The organism is Catenibacterium sp. co_0103 (assembly GCF_004168205.1).
GTDB lineage: Bacteria > Bacillota_I > Bacilli_A > Erysipelotrichales > Coprobacillaceae > Catenibacterium > Catenibacterium mitsuoka_A.
Window position 1 is genome coordinate 1 of sequence record NZ_RCYB01000026.1, and the last position, 20638, is coordinate 20638.

Annotated in this window: 23 protein-coding genes and 1 pseudogene; 2 read left to right on the top strand and 22 right to left on the bottom strand. The window is 35.1% G+C overall.

The features are described from left to right. Positions 1–181 (top strand): annotated as a pseudogene (locus tag EAI80_RS13340) (hypothetical protein); the annotation flags it as partial. Between the two features lie 138 nt (positions 182–319). Here the strand turns inward: EAI80_RS13340 and tet(O) are convergent. The 9 genes from tet(O) to EAI80_RS06035 all read right to left on the bottom strand — a co-directional run bounded on the left by tet(O) (position 320) and on the right by EAI80_RS06035 (position 8576). Beyond that, a complete protein-coding gene (gene tet(O) / locus EAI80_RS05990) occupies positions 320–2239 on the bottom strand; it encodes a tetracycline resistance ribosomal protection protein Tet(O) (protein WP_129981326.1) in 1920 nt (639 codons plus the stop codon). 366 nt (positions 2240–2605) lie between these two features. Beyond that, the gene (locus EAI80_RS05995) at positions 2606–2980 is read right to left on the bottom strand and encodes a TnpV protein (protein ID WP_001129922.1); all 375 of its coding nucleotides are present in this window, start codon (positions 2978–2980) and stop codon (positions 2606–2608) included. Positions 2981–3175: 195 nt separating this feature from the next. After that, positions 3176–3559: a hypothetical protein gene (locus tag EAI80_RS06005; RefSeq protein ID WP_129981327.1), complete on the bottom strand. Its 384-nt coding sequence runs from the start codon at positions 3557–3559 to the stop codon at positions 3176–3178. Positions 3560–3605: 46 nt separating this feature from the next. Further along, positions 3606–4505, bottom strand: a complete 900-nt coding sequence (locus EAI80_RS06010) for a DMT family transporter (RefSeq protein ID WP_129981328.1) — start codon at positions 4503–4505, stop codon at positions 3606–3608. Positions 4506–4585: 80 nt separating this feature from the next. After that, a complete protein-coding gene (gene eno, locus EAI80_RS06015) occupies positions 4586–5881 on the bottom strand; it encodes a phosphopyruvate hydratase (RefSeq protein WP_129981329.1) in 1296 nt (431 codons plus the stop codon). 209 nt (positions 5882–6090) lie between these two features. Beyond that, on the bottom strand, positions 6091–6489 hold the full coding sequence (locus EAI80_RS06020; RefSeq protein ID WP_129981330.1) for a hypothetical protein: 399 nt from the start codon (positions 6487–6489) through the stop codon (positions 6091–6093). 115 nt (positions 6490–6604) lie between these two features. Then, positions 6605–7501, bottom strand: coding sequence for a LysR family transcriptional regulator (locus EAI80_RS06025; protein ID WP_022424431.1), 897 nt, complete (start codon positions 7499–7501; stop codon positions 6605–6607). Between the two features lie 24 nt (positions 7502–7525). Beyond that, positions 7526–7909, bottom strand: coding sequence for a hypothetical protein (locus EAI80_RS06030; protein WP_129981331.1), 384 nt, complete (start codon positions 7907–7909; stop codon positions 7526–7528). Then, positions 7896–8576 (bottom strand): MBL fold metallo-hydrolase, encoded by a 681-nt coding sequence (locus tag EAI80_RS06035; RefSeq protein WP_129981332.1) that lies wholly within the window; start codon positions 8574–8576, stop codon positions 7896–7898. The genes EAI80_RS06030 and EAI80_RS06035 overlap by 14 nt, the downstream gene beginning before the upstream one ends. Positions 8577–8658: 82 nt before the next feature. On the opposite strand from EAI80_RS06035, the gene crcB reads away from it, so the two are divergent. Continuing rightward, positions 8659–9021, top strand: a complete 363-nt coding sequence (gene crcB, locus EAI80_RS06040) for a fluoride efflux transporter CrcB (protein WP_129981333.1) — start codon at positions 8659–8661, stop codon at positions 9019–9021. A 25-nt stretch (positions 9022–9046) separates the two neighbouring features. On the opposite strand, the gene EAI80_RS06045 is transcribed toward crcB, so the two are convergent. The 13 genes from EAI80_RS06045 to hisD form a co-directional block, all read right to left on the bottom strand. Then, positions 9047–9295, bottom strand: coding sequence for a TIGR03905 family TSCPD domain-containing protein (locus tag EAI80_RS06045; RefSeq protein ID WP_040389980.1), 249 nt, complete (start codon positions 9293–9295; stop codon positions 9047–9049). 18 nt (positions 9296–9313) lie between these two features. Further along, a complete protein-coding gene (gene mgtE / locus EAI80_RS06050) occupies positions 9314–10657 on the bottom strand; it encodes a magnesium transporter (RefSeq protein ID WP_022424426.1) in 1344 nt (447 codons plus the stop codon). Positions 10658–10762: 105 nt separating this feature from the next. After that, positions 10763–12052, bottom strand: coding sequence for a galactokinase family protein (locus EAI80_RS06055; protein ID WP_129981334.1), 1290 nt, complete (start codon positions 12050–12052; stop codon positions 10763–10765). Positions 12053–12134: 82 nt separating this feature from the next. Then, a complete protein-coding gene (locus EAI80_RS06060) occupies positions 12135–13298 on the bottom strand; it encodes a cation diffusion facilitator family transporter (protein WP_129981335.1) in 1164 nt (387 codons plus the stop codon). Positions 13299–13341: 43 nt separating this feature from the next. After that, the gene (locus tag EAI80_RS06065) at positions 13342–13698 is read right to left on the bottom strand and encodes a hypothetical protein (RefSeq protein WP_022425662.1); all 357 of its coding nucleotides are present in this window, start codon (positions 13696–13698) and stop codon (positions 13342–13344) included. 36 nt (positions 13699–13734) lie between these two features. Further along, on the bottom strand, positions 13735–14523 hold the full coding sequence (locus EAI80_RS06070; protein WP_129981336.1) for a histidinol-phosphatase HisJ family protein: 789 nt from the start codon (positions 14521–14523) through the stop codon (positions 13735–13737). Then, entirely contained in the window at positions 14516–15985 is a 1470-nt protein-coding gene (locus tag EAI80_RS06075) for a UDP-N-acetylmuramoyl-L-alanyl-D-glutamate--2,6-diaminopimelate ligase (RefSeq protein ID WP_129981337.1), read from the bottom strand. Before EAI80_RS06075 ends, EAI80_RS06070 begins: the two co-directional genes overlap by 8 nt. Positions 15986–16029: 44 nt before the next feature. After that, positions 16030–16671 carry a bifunctional phosphoribosyl-AMP cyclohydrolase/phosphoribosyl-ATP diphosphatase HisIE gene (gene hisIE, locus EAI80_RS06080; RefSeq protein ID WP_022425664.1) on the bottom strand — a complete coding sequence of 214 codons (642 nt, stop codon included), beginning with the start codon at positions 16669–16671 and terminating at the stop codon, positions 16030–16032. Continuing rightward, on the bottom strand, positions 16671–17438 hold the full coding sequence (gene hisF, locus EAI80_RS06085) for an imidazole glycerol phosphate synthase subunit HisF (protein WP_129981338.1): 768 nt from the start codon (positions 17436–17438) through the stop codon (positions 16671–16673). Before hisF ends, hisIE begins: the two co-directional genes overlap by 1 nt. Beyond that, complete coding sequence (hisA, locus tag EAI80_RS06090; protein WP_129981339.1) at positions 17428–18147, bottom strand: 1-(5-phosphoribosyl)-5-[(5-phosphoribosylamino)methylideneamino]imidazole-4-carboxamide isomerase; 720 nt, start codon at positions 18145–18147, stop codon at positions 17428–17430. The genes hisF and hisA overlap by 11 nt, the downstream gene beginning before the upstream one ends. Then, positions 18141–18749 (bottom strand): imidazole glycerol phosphate synthase subunit HisH, encoded by a 609-nt coding sequence (hisH, locus tag EAI80_RS06095; RefSeq protein WP_129981340.1) that lies wholly within the window; start codon positions 18747–18749, stop codon positions 18141–18143. The genes hisA and hisH overlap by 7 nt, the downstream gene beginning before the upstream one ends. 1 nt (position 18750) lies before the next feature. Continuing rightward, positions 18751–19338 (bottom strand): imidazoleglycerol-phosphate dehydratase HisB, encoded by a 588-nt coding sequence (gene hisB / locus EAI80_RS06100; RefSeq protein ID WP_129981341.1) that lies wholly within the window; start codon positions 19336–19338, stop codon positions 18751–18753. 3 nt (positions 19339–19341) lie between these two features. Continuing rightward, positions 19342–20637 (bottom strand): histidinol dehydrogenase, encoded by a 1296-nt coding sequence (gene hisD / locus EAI80_RS06105; RefSeq protein ID WP_129981342.1) that lies wholly within the window; start codon positions 20635–20637, stop codon positions 19342–19344. Position 20638 lies beyond the last annotated feature (1 nt).

The window sequence follows — 20638 nt, forward strand, 5'->3', positions numbered from 1 at the left end:
AAGAATGATGCTTGTCAGTATATACCATATGATTCTTACTGGAGAGACATTTAATCCTTCAGATTATGAATCATTTAAAAATCCTAAGCCACCTATAAAGCAACAAGTTTTAACAGAAGAATCAGCGATAGAGTTTCTTAAGAAATCAGGTTTTGACGTTTCTAAATTAACTAAACCATAATATTCAATTATTCTATTTTTTCTAAATTATTCAAACTTATTTTTAAGTTTGTCTTTTTTTATACGTTTTGATTGATTTTTGTTTCACACTTAGTCTCTAATCCTTTCAAATCTCATTTTATATGACTTTTGCAAGCTGTTAAGCTAACTTGTGGAACATATGCCGAACCTTATCTATACGGCTATTCGGGCGGCGGGGTTGGCAAATAAATTTACCAATAGCTGGCTGGTATCCTTTTAACTCTGTCAAGCAGACTCCCTGCCCATTTGTGAAATAAGTTAAAGCGTTCCTGTATTCTTGAATACATCTAGCAGGGATTTCTCCTTTCAGAATGACCTCGTCATTCTTTATCTGAGTACTTACAATATCTGCACAATACCTTGGAGCATCATGATACGCCCGTGAGAGATATTCCTGCGGTGCATAAATTTCAAAGTGGAGATATGGCTCTAATAGTTCTGTCCCTGCTTTTTTTAAAGCCTGCTCCAATACGATAGGGGAAAGCAGCCGAAAGTCTGCGGGGGTACTTACAGGACTATAATACAATCCATATTCAAAACAGATTTTACAGTCTGTCACTTTCCATCCATACAGCCCCTGCTCGCAGCCATAAAGAACCCCCTCCATAACCGCATTTTGGAACGATTGATTTAAATATCCAAGTGAAACTCTGCTTTCATACTGCACTCCGCTTCCAATAGGGAGCGGCTCTATGGACAACCCGACAGAAGCCCAGAAAGGATTTGGCGGGACTTCTATGTGGATGGTATATTCTGCTTTTCTAAGCGGTCTTTCCATATATATAACAGTAGGCTCTTTTATTTCTGCCTCCACATGATATTTTTCCTCAAGGATGGCACAAATGACTTCCATCTGCACATTCCCCAAAAAAGAAAGTATAATCTCATGCGTTGTAGTATCCACATAATATTTTAAAAGAGGGTCGCCATCTGAAATTTCTGTAAGTGCCCCAAGCAATATTTCCCGCTGTTCAGATTTCTTTACTGCAATCGTTGTTTGGAGCATAGGGAGAGGATTTTCAATAAATTTTCTCTGCGGCAACAGTATTTCGTTCCCCAAAATACTGTTTAGCTGCAAAACATCATTTGGTAAAATTACAATATCACCAGAGCAGGCTGTATCGGATGAATATAATTCACCGTTTGTCGGAACATACATCTCTGTGATTTTTATTTTCTCTTTTTCAGATATTCTAATAACATCCCTCAAATGCAATGTTCCGCTATATATACGCACATAAACAAAACGCCGCCTTTTCTCTGAATATTCAATCTTAAAAACCTGCCCGCATAGTTCAGATTGACCTTCAGGCGTTGATGAATAAAATTTACTGGCAATTACTTCTATAAGCTGCCGAATCCCCAGATTGTTTTTAGCGCTTCCGTGATAAACGGGAAATAACGTTCCGTTTTGGAATCTCCTGTTTTCTTCCTGTTCCAGTTCTGACATTTTAAACGGTTTCCCTGACGTATATTTCTCTAATAGTTCATCGTTTCCCATAATTACCGCATCCCACTGTTCCATATCGTCATTGTCCGTTACATTTATATGGGGATGCTGCCCAACCTTTTGCTTCACTATAATTTCCGAAGAAAGCTTTGCTTTCATTTCCCGATATACCATTGGCAAATCAATCCCCTCTTGGTCAATTTTATTGATGAAAAAAATTGTCGGAATCTTCATTATCTGTAGTGCATGAAACAGTATACGGGTCTGTGCCTGTATGCCATCCTTTGCAGAAACTAATAATACTGCTCCGTCTAATACGGATAAAGAACGGTATACTTCCGCCAAAAAATCCATATGGCCTGGCGTATCTATAATGTTGACTTTTACATCCTCCCACTGAAAAGATGTCACTGCTGTCTGGATAGTGATTCCCCTTTGACGCTCCAAATTCATTGTATCTGTCCTTGTTGTGCCTTCATCTACGCTCCCTAGTTCTGCAATTGCACCACTGGTATACAATAAACTTTCCGTTAATGTTGTCTTTCCTGCGTCAACGTGAGCCAGAATGCCTAAGTTAATTATTTTCATGTGATTTTCCTCCTATCAACACCCAAAAAAGGGCATAAAAATACCCAGTGATAAATACTCCTATCACTGGGTAAATAACTCCAATAGCCCCAAAACACTTATATGTTTTCGGGCATATAAAATTACATGATAAAAGTATTCTTAAACTGGGTACAAAAAACTAAGCCCCATATTAAAAGTGAAACGGGACTGCTACTTTTTGTTCCCACTATCAAATTGACAGTTTATTTAAGAATACCTTGCTGCATATTTATTAACTCCTTGTATAATACTGAATCTAATTATATTCCTTAACCCTTTATTTGTCAAGCTGACAAACTAAAGCAGAAAAAGCGGCAGGATTTCCCCCTGCCACTAATCATCTGTTTATGCAAAAATAATTTCCTTTTCCACAATCTCCCTCGCACAAGCCCTTATGTTATTGAGGCATCCTGTCCATTCTAAGGCGTTTTCTGCCTTTAGCTGTTCCGTTATGCCCTGTGCCTGTTTCATACCCTCTATGAGCCTTTCAAAGCGTTCCTGTGCCTGTCTGTTGATGTCGGCAAGGTAGGCGTTTAGCCTGCCGCTTGTAAGAAGATTGGTGTATGTAACTTTACGGTACTGTTTTAGATAATCTAAATGCCGTTGCCCCCAGATGCCTATTGCCTGTTCTTCTTCGGCGGGTACAGTTAAGCACGGTATCAAATAATCCCCTTGCCTTTCGTATTTGCCGCCCAGTTCCTCAAATAATGATTTTGCCATTGTCTGTTACCTCCACATTCTTTTTTATTTTGAATGTCCGCAAAATCCGTCCTACATCAGTTGGTATGTTGATGAGTCAAATTTCAGCATTCCTACTCATTGGAATATATGCCTTCATTGTACTCGTTGTCTTAATCATCTCATATAGAAGTACAATCTCTATTCTTAACGATAAAGAACTATAAGACAGAACCGCTACATCTTGTAGCGGTTCTGTTTGTTTATATATTGTCCAATCATGACTCCAAGCAATGATGGAAATACACCATATAATACTATTTCTGTACTTGGTGCAAGAATCTTTTCTATATCAGTTAATGATACATGAATAAAACTTAAGTAACAGCCAAGCAGCTCCATCATACCAAAGAATAATGTAAGTAAGTAAATAGCACGATGATCTGACTGACCATAGAGTACTGATATAATAAAAGCGGATGCAGGCAATACTAAATATAAAATAAACAATGACACTTCAATAATCTGTCCTGGATGTGTTCTTGACCAGGCAAATAATATATACAAAGACCAAATCAGCATATAAATGAGAAATGGAATCCCCTTCTTTAACTTCTTCATATTAACCACTCCCTAATATTATTATATTACAAAATATATGTAATAGTTATGAATTTGATACTTGATCACTAGGAAGAGCTAATAAGAAGATTGTCACAAGAATCATCGCAAAACCAACAAGATCAATACCCTTAAATGGTGTAGATAACCATACAAAAGCAAATAATGTAGCTGAAACAGGTTCAATACTTGCAATCATACTTGCTTTGACTGGTCCAATATCTACAACTCCCTGTAAATACAATGTAAAGGCAACTGCTGTGCCAATGACTATAATACCCATTGTCGCAAGTACTCCAGCTAAGTCTAATGCAGGTACAAGAGTCCATGTCTTGCCTGCACATAATAACACAATACCACCAAAAAACATTCCTATACCTGTGACTGGAACGCTGCCATAAACTGCCATCAAACGCTTAGGATAGATAGAATAAGCAGCACTCGTAAAACCACAGGCAATACCCCAGAATAATCCTGTTGGAGTAAGTGCTAAGCCACTTAAACGACCATGTGTCGCAATCACAAAAGCACCACCTAAGGCTAAGACAATACATAATGCTTCAATATTATTTGGTAATCTCTTTGATGTAAGACAAACAAATATCATAATATAAATTGGTGAAAGATACTGCAATACTGTAGCCGTTCCCGCATTAGATGTATTAATAGCCTGTAAATAAGTAAACTGACACAACATTAAAACAAAACCAAAACCAAATGTTTTAAGCAAGTCTTTCTTTTGACCTACTAAACGTTTCATCGCTTCTTTTTGTGTCAATGCACCAAATAGTGTAATCAATAATCCTGCAAAACACATACGCATAGATGTGAGCCACATAGGATTGGCGTGATAATGAGTAAATAAGAACTGTCCGCTTGCACCTGAAAATCCCCAGCATGTCCCACCAATTAAAGTGAGAAATACTCCTCTTTTAAAATGTTCCATAATGTTTCCCCCAAAAATATGTTAATACATCATAACACAAACGAATTAAAAGAGAAGAAAAAAAGGCAGATTTCTCTGCCTTACTTATTGAACTTGAATGTTTTAATACCAGGATAAACTGCACTATCACCTAAAGCTTCTTCAATACGAAGTAACTGATTGTATTTAGCCACTCTTTCAGTTCTACTTGGTGCACCAGTTTTAATCTGACCTGCATTGAGTGCGACAGCTAAATCTGCAATAGTTGTATCTTCTGTTTCACCAGAACGATGAGATACAATGGCTGTCATGTTTGCATTATGAGCCATCTTAATAGCTTCTAATGTTTCAGATAGAGTACCAATCTGGTTTAACTTAATAAGGATAGAATTACCTGCTTTTAATTCAATACCTTTAGATAAACGTTTAGTATTAGTAACGAATAAGTCATCACCTACAAGCTGTACTTTGTCTCCTAATTCCTGAGTCATAAGTGTCCAGCCTTCCCAGTCTTCTTCATCTAAACCATCTTCTAATGAATAGATTGGATACTTTTCAACTAAAGACTTCCAATGTGCAATTAACTCTGCAGATGTATAAGTCTTACCTGACTTAGGTAATTTATAAAAGCCTTTCTTATCAGTCTTCCATTCACTTGATGCAGCATCAATGGCAAGTACAAAGTCTTTACCTGGTTCATAACCTGCATTCTTAACTGCTTCTAGAATAGTTCCAATTGTTTCTTCATCAGTTGATAAGTCTGGCGCAAATCCACCTTCATCACCTACTGAAGTAGCAAGTCCCTTAGATTTTAATAATGACTGTAATACATGGAATACTTCAGTCGCCATTCTTAAGGCATCTTTAAAGCTATCAGCACCTACTGGCATAATCATGAATTCCTGTACATCTACAGTATTTGTGGCATGAGCACCACCATTTAAGATATTCATCATTGGAACAGGAAGCTTATTCGCATTCACACCACCAATGAAACGGTATAAAGAAATACCTTCACTCTTAGCAGCAGCCTGAGCAGCCGCTAAAGAAACAGCTAGAATCGCATTGGCACCAAAGTTAGATTTATCTTCTGTACCATCTGCTTCAATCATTAGTTTATCAACATGATATGTATCTCTTGCATCTGCACCAATGACTGCTTTCGCAATTTCATCATTCACATGTTCGACTGCCTTAGAAACACCTTTACCACCAAACTTCTTAGGATCATTGTCTCTTAATTCTAATGCTTCAAATTCACCTGTAGAAGCCCCACTAGGGCTTGCAGCACGTCCTACTGTACCATCTGCAAGAGTCACTTCTGCTTCTACTGTAGGATTCCCACGAGAATCAATAATTTCGCGTCCATATACTTTCTCAATTAAATATTTGTTCATAGTTTACCTCCAAGTTAGTTTTCTCTAACTGTAGTTAGTTTAGCATACCCATAATTATTAAACAAGTAAAATGACCAGAAAAATTAATTTAATATATTTGTTGCATTTACCCTATGTATATGATAATATCTAGTTAGCTACTACTAATCAGTAACTAAAAAAACATATCCTTACAATCCTTAAGAAAAGAGTGGCCACGGCCACTCTTTTTACTTAATATTTAATTGTTGTGAGAGACGATGTGATGCAAGCATCACTCTTGTCATTGGTAGATCATGATTAACTGGAGAATCTACACCGAAGTAGACCTTCATAACCATAACCGCAAAAGCATTGGCATCGATAACATATTCAAGATCATGAGGCTGTTCCATATTTGTATAATCCTGATAATAACGTCTTAATTCTGTAAATAACGCAAATAAGGATTTTTGATCTTCCTTCTTAAAAGCATCGATATCAACATATAAGCATCCTTGTTTACCTGATATATATTTCACTAAATGATAGTTCTGACCTTCTGGCATTTCATAAACAACATCTACGCGAGGGACATCCTGAAGACTACAGCCAAAAGAGATCAGTTTCTCTAAATAACGTTTCAACATGAGTCTTACCTCCTTCAACATCACGATTGTGATGTTGGTAGTATTTTACACCAAAAATCAAAAAAAGCAAGAATATCACTTGTAATATTTAAGTAGTAAAATCAAGAAATTATCATTATATATGCTTTTTTAATGCCTCCATATAAGCTTCTCCATAACGTGAAAGAATCATATTCTTTTGTGTAATAGTGCCTACTTTCATAATTTCATCCACTAATAAGGGAACAGAAATAATTGTTTCACCATTCAATTCTTTAGAGATAATACCAGTAGATACTGTATAACCATTTAAACCTATCAACAAGTTAAAGAGTGTCGCACGGTCTCTTACCTTAATATTTCTCTTTCTATCCAATGTACTTAATACTTCTTCTGAGAAATAGAAAGAATTATATTCTCCTTGTTCAAAAGAAAGATATGGGTAATCTTCTAAGTCTTTAAGAGTTAATGTCTTCTTATAAGCAAGAGGATGGTGGTAAGAAATAAAGACATGAGGTTTTGCGACAAAGAGTTCTTTAAATTCTAAGTTATTCTGTCTGATCATCTTCATGATGACTTCTTCATTCTTAGGACATGTATATAGAACACCTATTTCACTTTTCATAGTAGAAACATCTTCGATAATTTCATGTGTTTCTGTTTCTCTTAATGTAAAATCATATTGGTTAACACCAAACTGTCTAATAACATCTACAAAGGCATTAACTGCAAATGAATAATGCTGGCAGGATACACTAAAATGAGGACTTTGATGTTTATCATTCATATAGCGTTCTTCAAGTAAATCAGCTTGATCTAATACCTGTCTTGCATAACTTAAGAATGTTTCTCCTTCTCTAGATACAATAACACCTTTATTGGTACGTCTAAAGATTGTGATATGCATTTCGCTTTCTAATTCTTTAATCGCATTTGTAAGAGAAGGCTGTGAGATAAATAGTCTTTTAGCCGCCTGAGTAATGCTTCCTGTTTGTGCCACCATAACTACATAACGTAATTGATTGAGTGTCATGATTTTCCTCCTTTTCCTGGGAAATTATTTTGTTTTGAGTGTCAGTTCTGCAATCTTTGTCTGACCATCCTGTAAATAGAGTGGTAATGTACGTGACGATGATGTAATAGAATCCTTGTCTGTTTTCTTTAAATAACCTTTAATCCCTTCTTCACTTTCTGCAAGAATGAGATCAGGAACACTACCTACATAGTCTGATAAATCAGGACCATAAGTCTGCCCAGATTCATTTTTAGGATAGCCCTTTTCAATGATTTCCTGGCTATCAGGAATAATCAAATGATCATTAATATAGGCAATCTCAGAGCGAGACATATCATTTGGTATATTTTTCTGAAAATAAAGAACACCACATATAGAAATTATAAAAAAGAGGGGAATAACCCAAAGTATTTTATATTTTGACATCCATAACTTCTCCTTCTTGTGTAAATGAGAGAACCTGATCTTTATGACCTTGTTCTTCTATAAATCTTTCAATAACATCATATTTATTCCAACAATGCATTGGGACAATATAACGCGTATGGCATACTTTTAAAAAGTCTGTAATACCTTCATGATAATTATCTTCTAGACGAGGATCTAAAGGAATAAAGGCTACATCTATATCAAAGTCCTTCATCTTTTCTAGTTCTGTATGATAAAGGTTCTTCTGCCAATCAAGCCACTCTTTATCTTCCCCAACCCAATCCCAGTTATTGAGATCTCCAGCATGATAAAGAGTATAACCGTCTACTTGTACCATAAACGCAATACCTTCATCATTTGATAAATAAGTACTCACTTCTATATTAGAATCAAAATAAACAATATTATACTTTAAATAAGAGATAGAATCATCTTCTATTTTCTCTATATCACTAGATAGCAAATAATGAACATCTTTGTATTCTTTCTTTAAATCAAAGATTTTCTTAGAATAATGATCACCATGTCTATGACTAGCGAATACATAAAGTTTCTTGCCCTCAGGTACTTTTGGAATAGTCCCTGTATAATAATCAAATAACAAACATGTACGATCAGTTTCTATAAAGAAACTGCTATGTGTTATATAAGTAATTTTCAACATAATACCACCCCTATTTTGGTATTATAGCACCTTTGATTCTCTCTTCCATCTATTTTATAATACATAAAAAGGAGAAAAGCATATGACAGCATGTATATATGTCGGTATGGGTGGTTTTATTGGATCAGTACTACGTTATTTAGTCGGTTTGATTCCTTTAAAGACTACACATGGATTTCCATTACTGACTTTATTTATTAATATTCTCGGTGCATTTTTAATAGGTTTTATTAGCACAATAGCTTTAAAGAAGTCTATGAATCCCCACTTAGTTCTATTACTTAAAACAGGATTATGTGGGGGATTTACTACCTTCTCTACATTTGCGTTAGAATCTATTACTTTACATAAGAATGGCAATACAACTCTTGCAATGATTTACATAGTTCTAAGTATAGTACTTGGACTAAGTGCAGTCATTCTAGGTGATTATTTTGCACACTAAAAGGCAGATTTCTCTGCCTTTTTAATTATTTGATTGCTTCTTTTAATGCATGTGCAAACTGATCTGCACAAGATGTATTTTTCATACCACAAGTATTGCCTTCTAGAATAGCTACGATTTCTTCTGCTTCTTTACCTTCTACAAGTTTACCAATGGCTTTTAAGTTACCATTACATCCTCTAGTAAATACAACGTTATGAATTGTATGACCTTCTAAGTCAAAATCAATAGCGGTTGCACAAGTTCCTTTAGTTTTATAAGTAAAATGTTCCATAACCATATCCTCCATCTCTTATATTAACAAAGGAAGGAATAATGTGGCAAGACCTAAAAAGAAGAAAAAGCCCATACAGTCTGTCACAGTTGTGACAAATACACCTGATGCAAGTGCTGGATCAATATTTAAACGTTTTAAGATAACTGGTACTAAATAACCTGCAATATTAGCTGCAAGCATATTTAAGATCATAGCCAAACCTGCGACTAAACCAAACCATGGATTACTAGCAAACCACCAGGCACCAAATGCGACAATAATACCAATCACAATACCTGATAATAAACCAACAGTGATTTCTTTACAGAAGATCTGGAAGGCATTGTCTTTATCTACTTCACCTAAAGATAAACCACGACATAAGATAGTAAGTGACTGTGTCCCTGCATTACCACCCATTCCAGTAACAATGGACATAACTGAAGATAAAGAGACAACCTTGGCGATTGTAGATTCAAAGTTTGCGACAACTGCAGCAGCCATAACAGCTGTAAATAAATTGACAATAAGCCAAGGAATACGGCTCTTTGCAGATTCTAATACTGTAGAATCTACACGTTCTTCACCACTCATACCAGCCATTAAGTTGATATCTTCTGTTGTTTCTTCTTCCATGACATCCATAACATCATCAATTTCAATCACACCAAGCATACGATACTCTGAATCAACAACTGGCATCATATAGAAGCCATATTTCATAAACTTCTTAGCCACTTCTTCCTGGTCCATATTAACGTCTACTGTCTTTACATTGGGGTTCACAATATCCATGATTGGTGTATCGAAAGGAGAAGATACAATATCTCTTAATGAAATAACACCTTTTAATACCTTCTCCTTATCTAAAACATATAAGTAATAGGTTGTATCTTCTTCAACCTGTGTTTGTAAGTATTCTAATGTCTTTAATACTGTATTATTGGCTTTAACAGAGATAAACTCTGTTGTCATAATGCCACCAGCAGTGCTTGGATCATATTTCAACAAGCTCTCAATATGTGTCTTATCCTCTATGTCTAATTTAGATAATACATCTGCACGTTCTTCTGGATCATCTAGTTCACCAATCAAATCGGCTAATTCATCATCACTCATCTCATCTAAGATAGCACTCTGACGATCTTTAAGGAATGTTTTAAGGATTTCATACTGCTCATCCTCATCCTCTTCTTCCTCAATAACATCCGCAATAATATCATTTGGGAGTTTAGAGAGAATATTATTTAACTGACTATGATGGTCCTGTAATACATCAAGAATATCCGCGGGGTGAATATCATCTATCGCTTCCTGAATCTGTTCTGAAGTCCCATTTATTAAGAGACTCGTAAGATGTTCTTTTGTCATCTTATCCATGTTATTCACCCTCCTTGTATATATAAAAGTCCTTTGCCATTTTATCATTTTTTATGTTAAATCTAAAGTCTTATGATGTAAAACTATTACAAAAAAAGTCATCGTTTAGATGACTTTCATAGCGCCCTGCTGTCTAATATGAGTGACATAGCAACAATGTTTACCCATATACTTTTCTATTTCATTCTTATACTTTCTAGCATAATCATTTTCTACAAATACCTGGATAGTACCTTCAAAACCAGGACCATGTACTCTTACTACACCTTTATCTTTTAGAATCTTTTCACTCATACAAATTGCGAGAGAAATGTTCTGATGAGAAGGATCTTTTGAAGAATAAACATTCTGCAAATATTCAAATGAACTATTACCTGAACGTCTGATTTGAATCTTGAATTCATGGAAGTTACCATCTCTTAATGCCTTTAATTCCTTATTAACACGCTTTTCTTCACTATAGAAATGCATAGCACGTAAAATAGCTCTATCTGAACATACTTTACGCATTGGAATGATATGTTCATAGAATTCATTTTCATCTACTTCTCTTAAGAATTCTTTACCAAAATATTTGGCTACTGATCTCATTTCTTCAATGATAGCACGATATTCTTTCGTTAAGTTAGCTGGTACATCTTTTGTATCTACTATGCATAAAGAATGATTGAACTGTTCAAACTTAATCATCTGTTTCTTAATAAGTGGTTTCTTAGGATCCTTGAAATCAATCTTGATTAAACCACCAATTGCACAAGCCGCCTGATCCATTAAACCACATGGTTTACCAAAATAGATGTTTTCAGCATACTGTGCAATCTGGGCAATAATCAATGGATTAATAGAACCACTATTGTATAAACCATTTAAAATAGTGGCAAGAAGTACTTCTATTGCAGCACTTGATGACATACCTGAATAAAGTGGTACTTCACTTGTAATATAAGCGTTAAAACCACCTACTTCATAACCTAATTTTTGGAACTGAGATACAATACCTTTAATTAAAGATTCAGTTGTACCCTGTTCATCAAAAGCTAACTTTAATCCTGCTTTACTAATTGTGATAGGGCGAATATCTGGGAATCCTTCAGACACAAGTCTTACAACATTGTCATCTGTAGGTGTAACAACCGCAATAATATCACGGTTAACAGAACATGCAAGCATCTTACCGTGCTGATGATCTGTATGCATACCACAGATTTCACTACGTCCTGGTGCACTATAGATTTCTACTTCTTCATCACCATATAATTCAATAAACTGCTTTAAAGCAGTGACATAACGATTCTTCTGCTTTGTAAGTCTTGCATCTTCTATATAAAGATCCTTGATTAGTGCTTTATATTCCCCTTTGTTAAATCCTGTAATAATCTTACTTGCTTTCTTCACTTGAATCACCTCGAATATATATATGAAATTATTGTTAGTTATCTATTAAGATTTTAACATTTCTGACCATAGTTGTACACTTCTAGACAAATGAATATTCGAAATTAATCACACAATAGTATGTAGTATTCATTTCTTTGACCTTAGAAGTAATTAATTTATTAAGTTCCTTCTTACTATATTTATCATCCTTCATTAATACATCAAAGACAAGATTAGTATGTGTAGGACCTCTCACTATTCTAAAGTCATGGATAGAAAGTGATGAATCAATAGATTCTACAATACGAGTCACTTTATCTCTTAAATCATTTGTGAGTGTATCATGGATATCAATAGGATCCATATGGATTGTAGTAAGAATATGGAACTTCTCCATCATTGCACGTTCAATATTATCTATTTCATCATGAGTTGTCATCATATCAACAGAAGCATCTACTTCACAATGAACAGTTAAATAACGACGTCCTGGTCCATAGTCATGCATCATTAAATCATGTATACCCATAACACAATCATAACTCATTAAATAATTTTCTATTTCTTTAATTGTTTCTGGATCTGGTTTGATACCAAGAAGTGGATCAATGGTTGATTTTGCGATAGAGATACCAGAAATGACAACAACAACAGAGACTGCTGCACCAATAAGACTATCCACTGGTAGATCAGTAACTAAAGAAGCTACTAGAGCCACAATAGTGGCAGAAGTTGCCATGACATCATTCATACTATCCTGGGCAGCTGCTTCTAATGCGGTTGAATTGATTTCTTTACCTGCTTTACGATTAAAGTAACCCATCCATATCTTAACTAATACTGAGAATATCAAAGCAATAAGTGCAGGAACACTGAACTTGACTGCTTCTGGATTAAAGAGTTTTAAGACTGCATCCTTTAAACTCATCAAACCTACTAAAATAATTAAAAAAGAAATGCCTAAACCTGTAATATATTCAAAACGTCCATGACCATATGGATGCTCTGCATCTGGATGCTTATTGGCTAGCTTAAAGCCAAAGAATGTCGCAATGTTACTTCCTGCATCCGATAAGTTGTTGTAACCATCTGCAACAATAGAAACAGAATGAACTAATGTTCCAAAAATAAGTTTAAATACTACAAGTATAATATTACATACTATAGAAATAATAGAACAGACTGTTCCATATTGTTCTCTTACATGTGCATCTTCTGTATTCTTATAATCACGTATAAATGTCTTTATTAATAACTGATACATAAATATTCCCCCTGATTATTAAAAAAGAGAAAGGAACCTTTCTCTAAAAAATTGAAACAATTTTTCTAACGTAAACGTTTCTTCCATCACGTCTTACAAGTTCTAATTCATCCATTTCATCAAGATAGCCTTCAATCTTTGCGGCATTGACTTTCTTATTCGCAATCTTAACTAACATCTCAATAATTGCAGGAGAATCATCTTTTACATAGGCATTATTATCCTGATCATAATGTGGTTTATTCAATAATGTATTTAATACAGCCACATAAGCCCATTTGACTTCTAGTCTTATAAGGTTATACTGCATCCCATTAAATAATTCACCAGGAATGTAGTATTGATCATTTTTTTCGCTATTTAGTTCTTCTACATCATCTTTTGTAAGTATTTCTATCATCTTTATCTCTCCCATCTCGCCTATTATAACATAGACTTAATTATCTTTCACTCTTTTTGTGAATGTAGTTACATCGTCAAATCCAATTTCCTGATAATGTTTTAAAACATCTTCTACATGTTCCCCTACACGATCGCTTGTATGAGAATCAGTACCCACTGTAATTATTGTACCACCTAGTTCTTTATAACGCTTCACAATATCAAAATTAGGAAAACCACATGTCTTATTTAATGCATATCCTGATGTATTAACTTCAATACCCTTACCCTTTTGAATAAGTGTCTTTAAGATTTCATCAATAATATCCTGATATAACTCATGTTCTACACGTTTATCTTCATAAGGACCATACCGCATAATATAGTCTAAATGACCTAAACAGTTGAAACAGTCAAATGTCTGTACACATTTTAATGTTTCTTCAAAGAATTCTCTATGTGCTTCTTCTTTTGTTTTACCCTTGAAGAATTCTCCATAATAGAATTCTGTATGATGAATGACATGAATAGAACCAATAACATAATCAAAAGGACATTGTGCTACAAAAGTGTTGATTTCATCAATATGATCCATGTCTAATCCAACTTCTACACCAATCTTAATAGTAATACGATCTACATATTCATTCTTCAAGGCACTCAGTTCCATAAAATAAGCATCTGTATCTAGATCAAATGTATCAATAGGATAATCAAAATCACGGTGATCAGTAAAACATATTTCATCTAATCCCACGCTAATTGCCTGTTCAATATGTTCACGAGGACTTGCTTCACTATCACCACTAAAATGCGTATGCATATGATAATCAATCTTACGCATTAAGTCCACGCTCCTTCTTATATTCCTCTAATACTTCTGTTTCAGAGAAATGACGTGTCACTTCATCTTCACCAATCATATAAGTTTCATGACCTTTACCAAGTAATAAGACAACATCACCCTTACAAGCCATATCTAATGCATGATAGATGGCTTCTTTACGATCAGGAATAATCGTATATTCACCATGATACTTATCAATACCCACTACGATGTCCTTGCAGATATCTACAATCTTTTCTCCTCTTGGGTTATCTGCAGTCAAGATAGAATAACCACCATGCTTTGCGACTACTTCACCCGATTCATATCGTCTTGTTTTAGAACGTTTTCCTCCACTGCCATAAACTACAATTAACTTATTAGGATTATATTGTTCTACAGTAGAAATAATACTTTCAAAAGAGACACCATTATGAGCATAATCGATTAATACACTATAATCAGGTGAGACATGCATAACCTGTCCTCTACCTAATACATGAACCTGTGGTAATGTATTTTGTATATTCTTTGTAGGGACATCAATTAAATAACAGATCATAATTGCGACTAATGCATTATAAGCATTAAACTTACCTGGCATAGAAGCTTTAAAAGAAGCATTAATTAATCCCTTTGTATCAAAGGTAATACCTAATTCACCATTCTCATTATAAAGTTCAATATGTTCCGCTTTTAAATCACTGTCTTTTTCAATGCTGTATGTTAATACCTTGCAAGGAACATCCTTTGTGAACTCTTCAAAATGTTCATCATCCTTATTAAATAAACCAACCTTACAGAAATCAAATAAATGTTTCTTACATGCCATATATTCCGCAAAATCCTTATGTTCATTAGGGCCAATATGGTCAGGTGAAATATTTGTAAAGACACCATAATCAAATTCAATACCAGCCACACGGTTCATCTTTAAAGCCTGACTTGATACTTCCATGACACAATATTCACAATCATGTTCTACCATCTTTCTCATGATACGCTGTAATTCATAAGATTCTGGTGTTGTATTGGCTGTAGGTTCATGAATATCTCCAATAAAAGTACCATTTGTCCCAATAATACCAACCTTCTTACCTGCATGTTCTAGAATAGACTTGATCATTAATGAAGAACTCGTCTTACCCTTTGTTCCTGTAATACCAACAACCTTTAATTCTTTACTAGGATAATTAAAATAAGCACAAGATAATAAAGCCAACGCAATACGTGTATCCTTCACCTTAATATAAGTCATACCTTCTTTTAAAGGGACATCCTGAGAAATCACAATCGCATGAGCACCCTTTTCAATCACCTGATCAATAAAATCATGTGCATTAAAAGCAGCACCAACCATACAGACAAATAAGCTGCCTTCTTCTACTTTACGTGAATCATAAACTAATGTTGTAATATCTACATCTTTATTCCCAATGATTTCATATTCAAAACCATTTAATAACTTTTCTAATTTCATACAAACACCTCTCTTACAAGATTATAACAAAAAAAAAGAGAGAATTAAATCTCTCCTCTTGTATGGAATACTTTTTTGTTGCCTGTCACCTTATGTCTTTCCTTTAATTTATCTAAAACATCATCTACAGTTAAGCCATAAGCATTCATTAAGACTAATACATGATAATATAAATCACCGATTTCACCAATCAAATCTTCTTTAGATGTATTCTTAGCTGCAATAACTGTTTCAGTGGCTTCTTCTCCAACCTTCTTACAGATCTTATCAATACCTTCATTTAATAAGTAGTTTGTATAAGACTTTTCTACTGGATGTACTTTTCTATCTTCAATAAGATCATAAAGTTCATGCGCAAAATCACTATTGTCATAAGGAATTACTTCATTAAAGAAACAAGAATAAGAACCTGTATGACAAGCAGCTCCGACTTGTTCTACATAAATAACGATTGTATCTAAATCACAATCTAAATATAGACCCTTAATATGCTGGAAATGTCCTGATTCTTCACCTTTATGCCATAGCTTATTTCTAGAACGTGAATAGAACCAAGTATCTCCTGTTTCTAACATCTTTTCATAGGCTTCTTCATTTACATAAGCAAGCATTAATACTTGTTTAGTCTTAACATCCTGTACAATGGCAGGTACAAGACCATTCATTTTCTCAAAATCCGGTTTCATTAACTATTTCTCCTTACTGGAATACCTGCCTGTGCACAGGATTCCTTAACTTCATCCACTGTCGCTTCACCAAAGTGGAATAAACTTGCAGCTAATGCAGCATCGCAATATGTTTCTTTAAAGACATCTACGATATCTTCTTTACCACCACAGCCACCACTTGCGATTACTGGAATATTGACTGCTGCCACTACTGCTTTCAACATATCGATATCAAATCCATCTCTTGTTCCATCCGCATCCATACTTGTAAGAAGTATTTCACCAGCACCAAGAGATTCACATTTCTTAACCCATTCTATTAAATCTAGTCCAGTATTTGTACGTCCGCCTGCGACATAGACATCCCATCCAGAATGATCATCACGTGCTTTCGCATCTACTGCCACAACAACACATTGAACACCAAACTCATCACTAGCTTCCTTAATAATATTCGGATTCTTGACAGCAGCTGAGTTAACAGATACCTTATCTGCACCTGCCGCAAGAATCATACGAAAGTCTTCGACAGTACGAATACCGCCACCCACACATAGTGGAATAGAAAGTTCATCAGCCCCTCTTTGGATGAGGTCCTTGATGATGTCTCTATTTTCATAAGTGGCAGTAATGTCTAGAAAGACAACTTCATCTGCACTTTGACGGTCATATTCTTTTGCTAGTTCAATGGGGTCACCAACATCCTTCAGGCCAACGAAATTAACACCTTTTACAACCTTCCCATCTTTAATATCTAGACAGGGAATAATTCTTTTAGCCAGCATTTTCAATGACCTCCTTTAGATTAATACGCCCTTCATAGTATGCCTTACCTACAATACAAGCATAATAATCACGTTTATTTACTTCATAGACATCTTCATCATCTTTTACACCACCAGAGACGACAAAGTTAATCTTAGAATTAGCGTGTATTTCTTCATAAAGAGGGAAAGAAGGTCCTGTGAGAGTACCATCCTTAGAGATGTCCGTACATACTATATATTTCACACCTCTGTCTTCTAGTTGATGAATAAATGTCAAATAATCTACATCACTTGTTTCAAGCCAGCCAGCAATACTGACCTTTCTATCTCTTACATCTACTCCTACGACTATTCTTTCTGGTCCATACTTCTTTAATGCTTCATCAAGAAAAGCAGGATTCTTAATAGCAGCTGTACCAAGAATAACACGATCTACCCCAATCTCCTCTAAATACATAGAGACTGTATCCATATCACGAATACCTCCTCCTAATTCCATTGGAATAGAAATAGAAGCACGTATTCTTTTAATTGTTTCTTTATTGGTTGCATGGGCATCTTTTGCACCATCTAGATCTACTACATGAAGATACTTTGCACCCATCTTCTCAAATCCTGCTGCTAATTCTTCAGGATGTGATGAATAAACAACTTTCTTATTGTAATCGCCCTTATAAAGACGGACTGCTTCTCCATCTTTTAAATCAATGGCTGGAATAACTAACATGAGACCAACTCCTTAAAGGCACGTAAGATCTTCTTACCAATCTCTCCACTCTTTTCAGGGTGGAACTGCGTACCCATGACATTATCTTTATATACAAAAGCAGTAATCTTCTTACCACCATAATTCACATAAGCCCCAATCTCATCTTCTGGACAATGAGCACTATATGAATGTACAAAGTAGACATAATCGCCTTCTTCTACATACTTTAATAAAGGATGAGACTGTTTAATAACTAACTGGTTCCATCCCATATGTGGAAGTTTTGCATCGACTTCCATCTTATCGACAGAACCTTTTAAGAATCCTAATCCTTTTGTATGTCCATTCTCACTGCCTTCTTCAAATAAAAGCTGCATCCCAATACAAATACCAAGTATTGGTGTTCCCTTGTCCTTCACTTCATTCAATACAGGTACAAGATGACATGCTTCTAAATTACTCATAGCTGCAGGAAATGCACCAACACCTGGAAGAATAATGCCATCCGCCTGACGAATAACTTCAGGATCATTTGTGACAACTACATCCATCCCCTGTCTTTTACAGGCATTTGTAACTGATCCTAGATTTCCTACATGATAATCAATAATCGCAATCATTTTATAACACCCCTTTACTTGATACTACCTGCCCAATATGGGCTTCATCAATTGTGACAGCCTCCTTGATGGCACGTGCCATAGATTTAAATATTGCCTCTATAATATGATGTGTATTCTTACCATAATGTTCATTAATATGTAAAGTCATGAAACAGTTATAGGCAAATGCACGGAAGAATTCTTCTGTCATTTCTACTTCATAGTTACCTAGATGAATATTATCTAGTTCTACATTAAAAACTAAATAAGGACGTCCACTGAAATCTAAGTCAGTCGTTACAAGTGCTTCATCCATAGGGATAGTAAAATGACCATAACGAGTAATACCACGCTTATCACCTAAAGCCTTATTGAAGCACTGTCCTAAGACAATCCCTAAGTCTTCTACAGTATGATGAGAATCAACCTGTAGATCACCCTTACATCTCACCTTTAAATCAAAATTACCATGGAAAGCAAGAAGCTCAAGCATATGGTCCATGAACCCTACACCTGTATCCACATCTGCTTCTCCTTTACCATCAACATTTAAAGAAACATATACATATGTCTCTTTTGTCTGTCTTTCTATTTCTGCCTGTCGCATAATTTAATCCTCAAAACGTACCTTGATACTATTAGCATGTGCATCTAAACCTTCTAGATGTGCAAACTTCATAATATCATCTTTGAATGTACCAAGTACTGCCTGTGGATAATAGCTGAAAGCAGAATGCTTTATGAAATCATAAACACCTAAAGCACTATAGAACTTAGCAGTACCACCTGTTGGTAATACATGGTTTGTACCACTCATATAGTCACCTAATGGTTCTGGTGTATACTCACCTAAGAAGATAGAACCAGCGTTCTTGATATTTGGTAATTGTTCTAATGGGTTATCTACTAATACTTCTAAATGTTCAGGTGCAATCTTATTAGATAAGTTAATACCTTCCTTGATACTATCTACAATAACAGCACCACCATAGTTATCTAACGAAGACTTGATGATATCTTTACGAGGTAAATCTTCTACCTGTCTAACTAATTCTTTATCTACATTCTTTACTAATTCTTTTGAAGTTGTAATAAGAATCGCACTGGCAAGCTTATCATGTTCAGCCTGACTCATTAAGTCAGCTGCGATATATTTAGGATTTGCGTTCTCATCAGCGACAATAAGAATTTCACTAGGTCCAGCAATCATATCAATATCAACGACTCCATAACATAACTTCTTGGCAGTTGCGACAAAGATATTACCTGGACCCACAATCTTATCTGCCTTCGTAATTGTATCAGTTCCATAAGCAGCAGCGGCAACACCCTGTGCTCCACCACATTTATAAATCTTAGTAATACCAGCTACATAAGCAGCAGCTAAAATAACATCAGAAACCTTACCATCCTTCTTTACTGGTGTAATAATATAAAGATCTTCTACACCTGCAAGTTTTGCAGGTACGGCATTCATCATAACAGTAGAAGGATAAGTAGCAGTTCCACCTGGTACATATAAAGCCACTGTGGCGATAGGACGCACTAATTGTCCCATGATAACGCCATTATCCTTATACATAGTCCATGATTTTTCAATCTGGTTCTTATGATATTCAGTGATCTGATCCTTTGTGCGTTCTAGAATCTTCATGAATTCAGGTCCTACATTAGTAATAGCATCCATGATTTCCTGTTTAGAAACGATGAAATCATCCTTTCTAGATACATGGAAACCATCAAACTTAGCACAGTATTCCTTTAATGCATCATCCCCATTTTCACGTACATTATTAATGATCTCACTGACTGCTTTATTGACTTCTTCAGATATTTCAGTTTTTCTTGTATGAAGTTTATTTTCTAGTTCTTCATAGTTTCCTTTATAAATTAATTCTTTTAACACT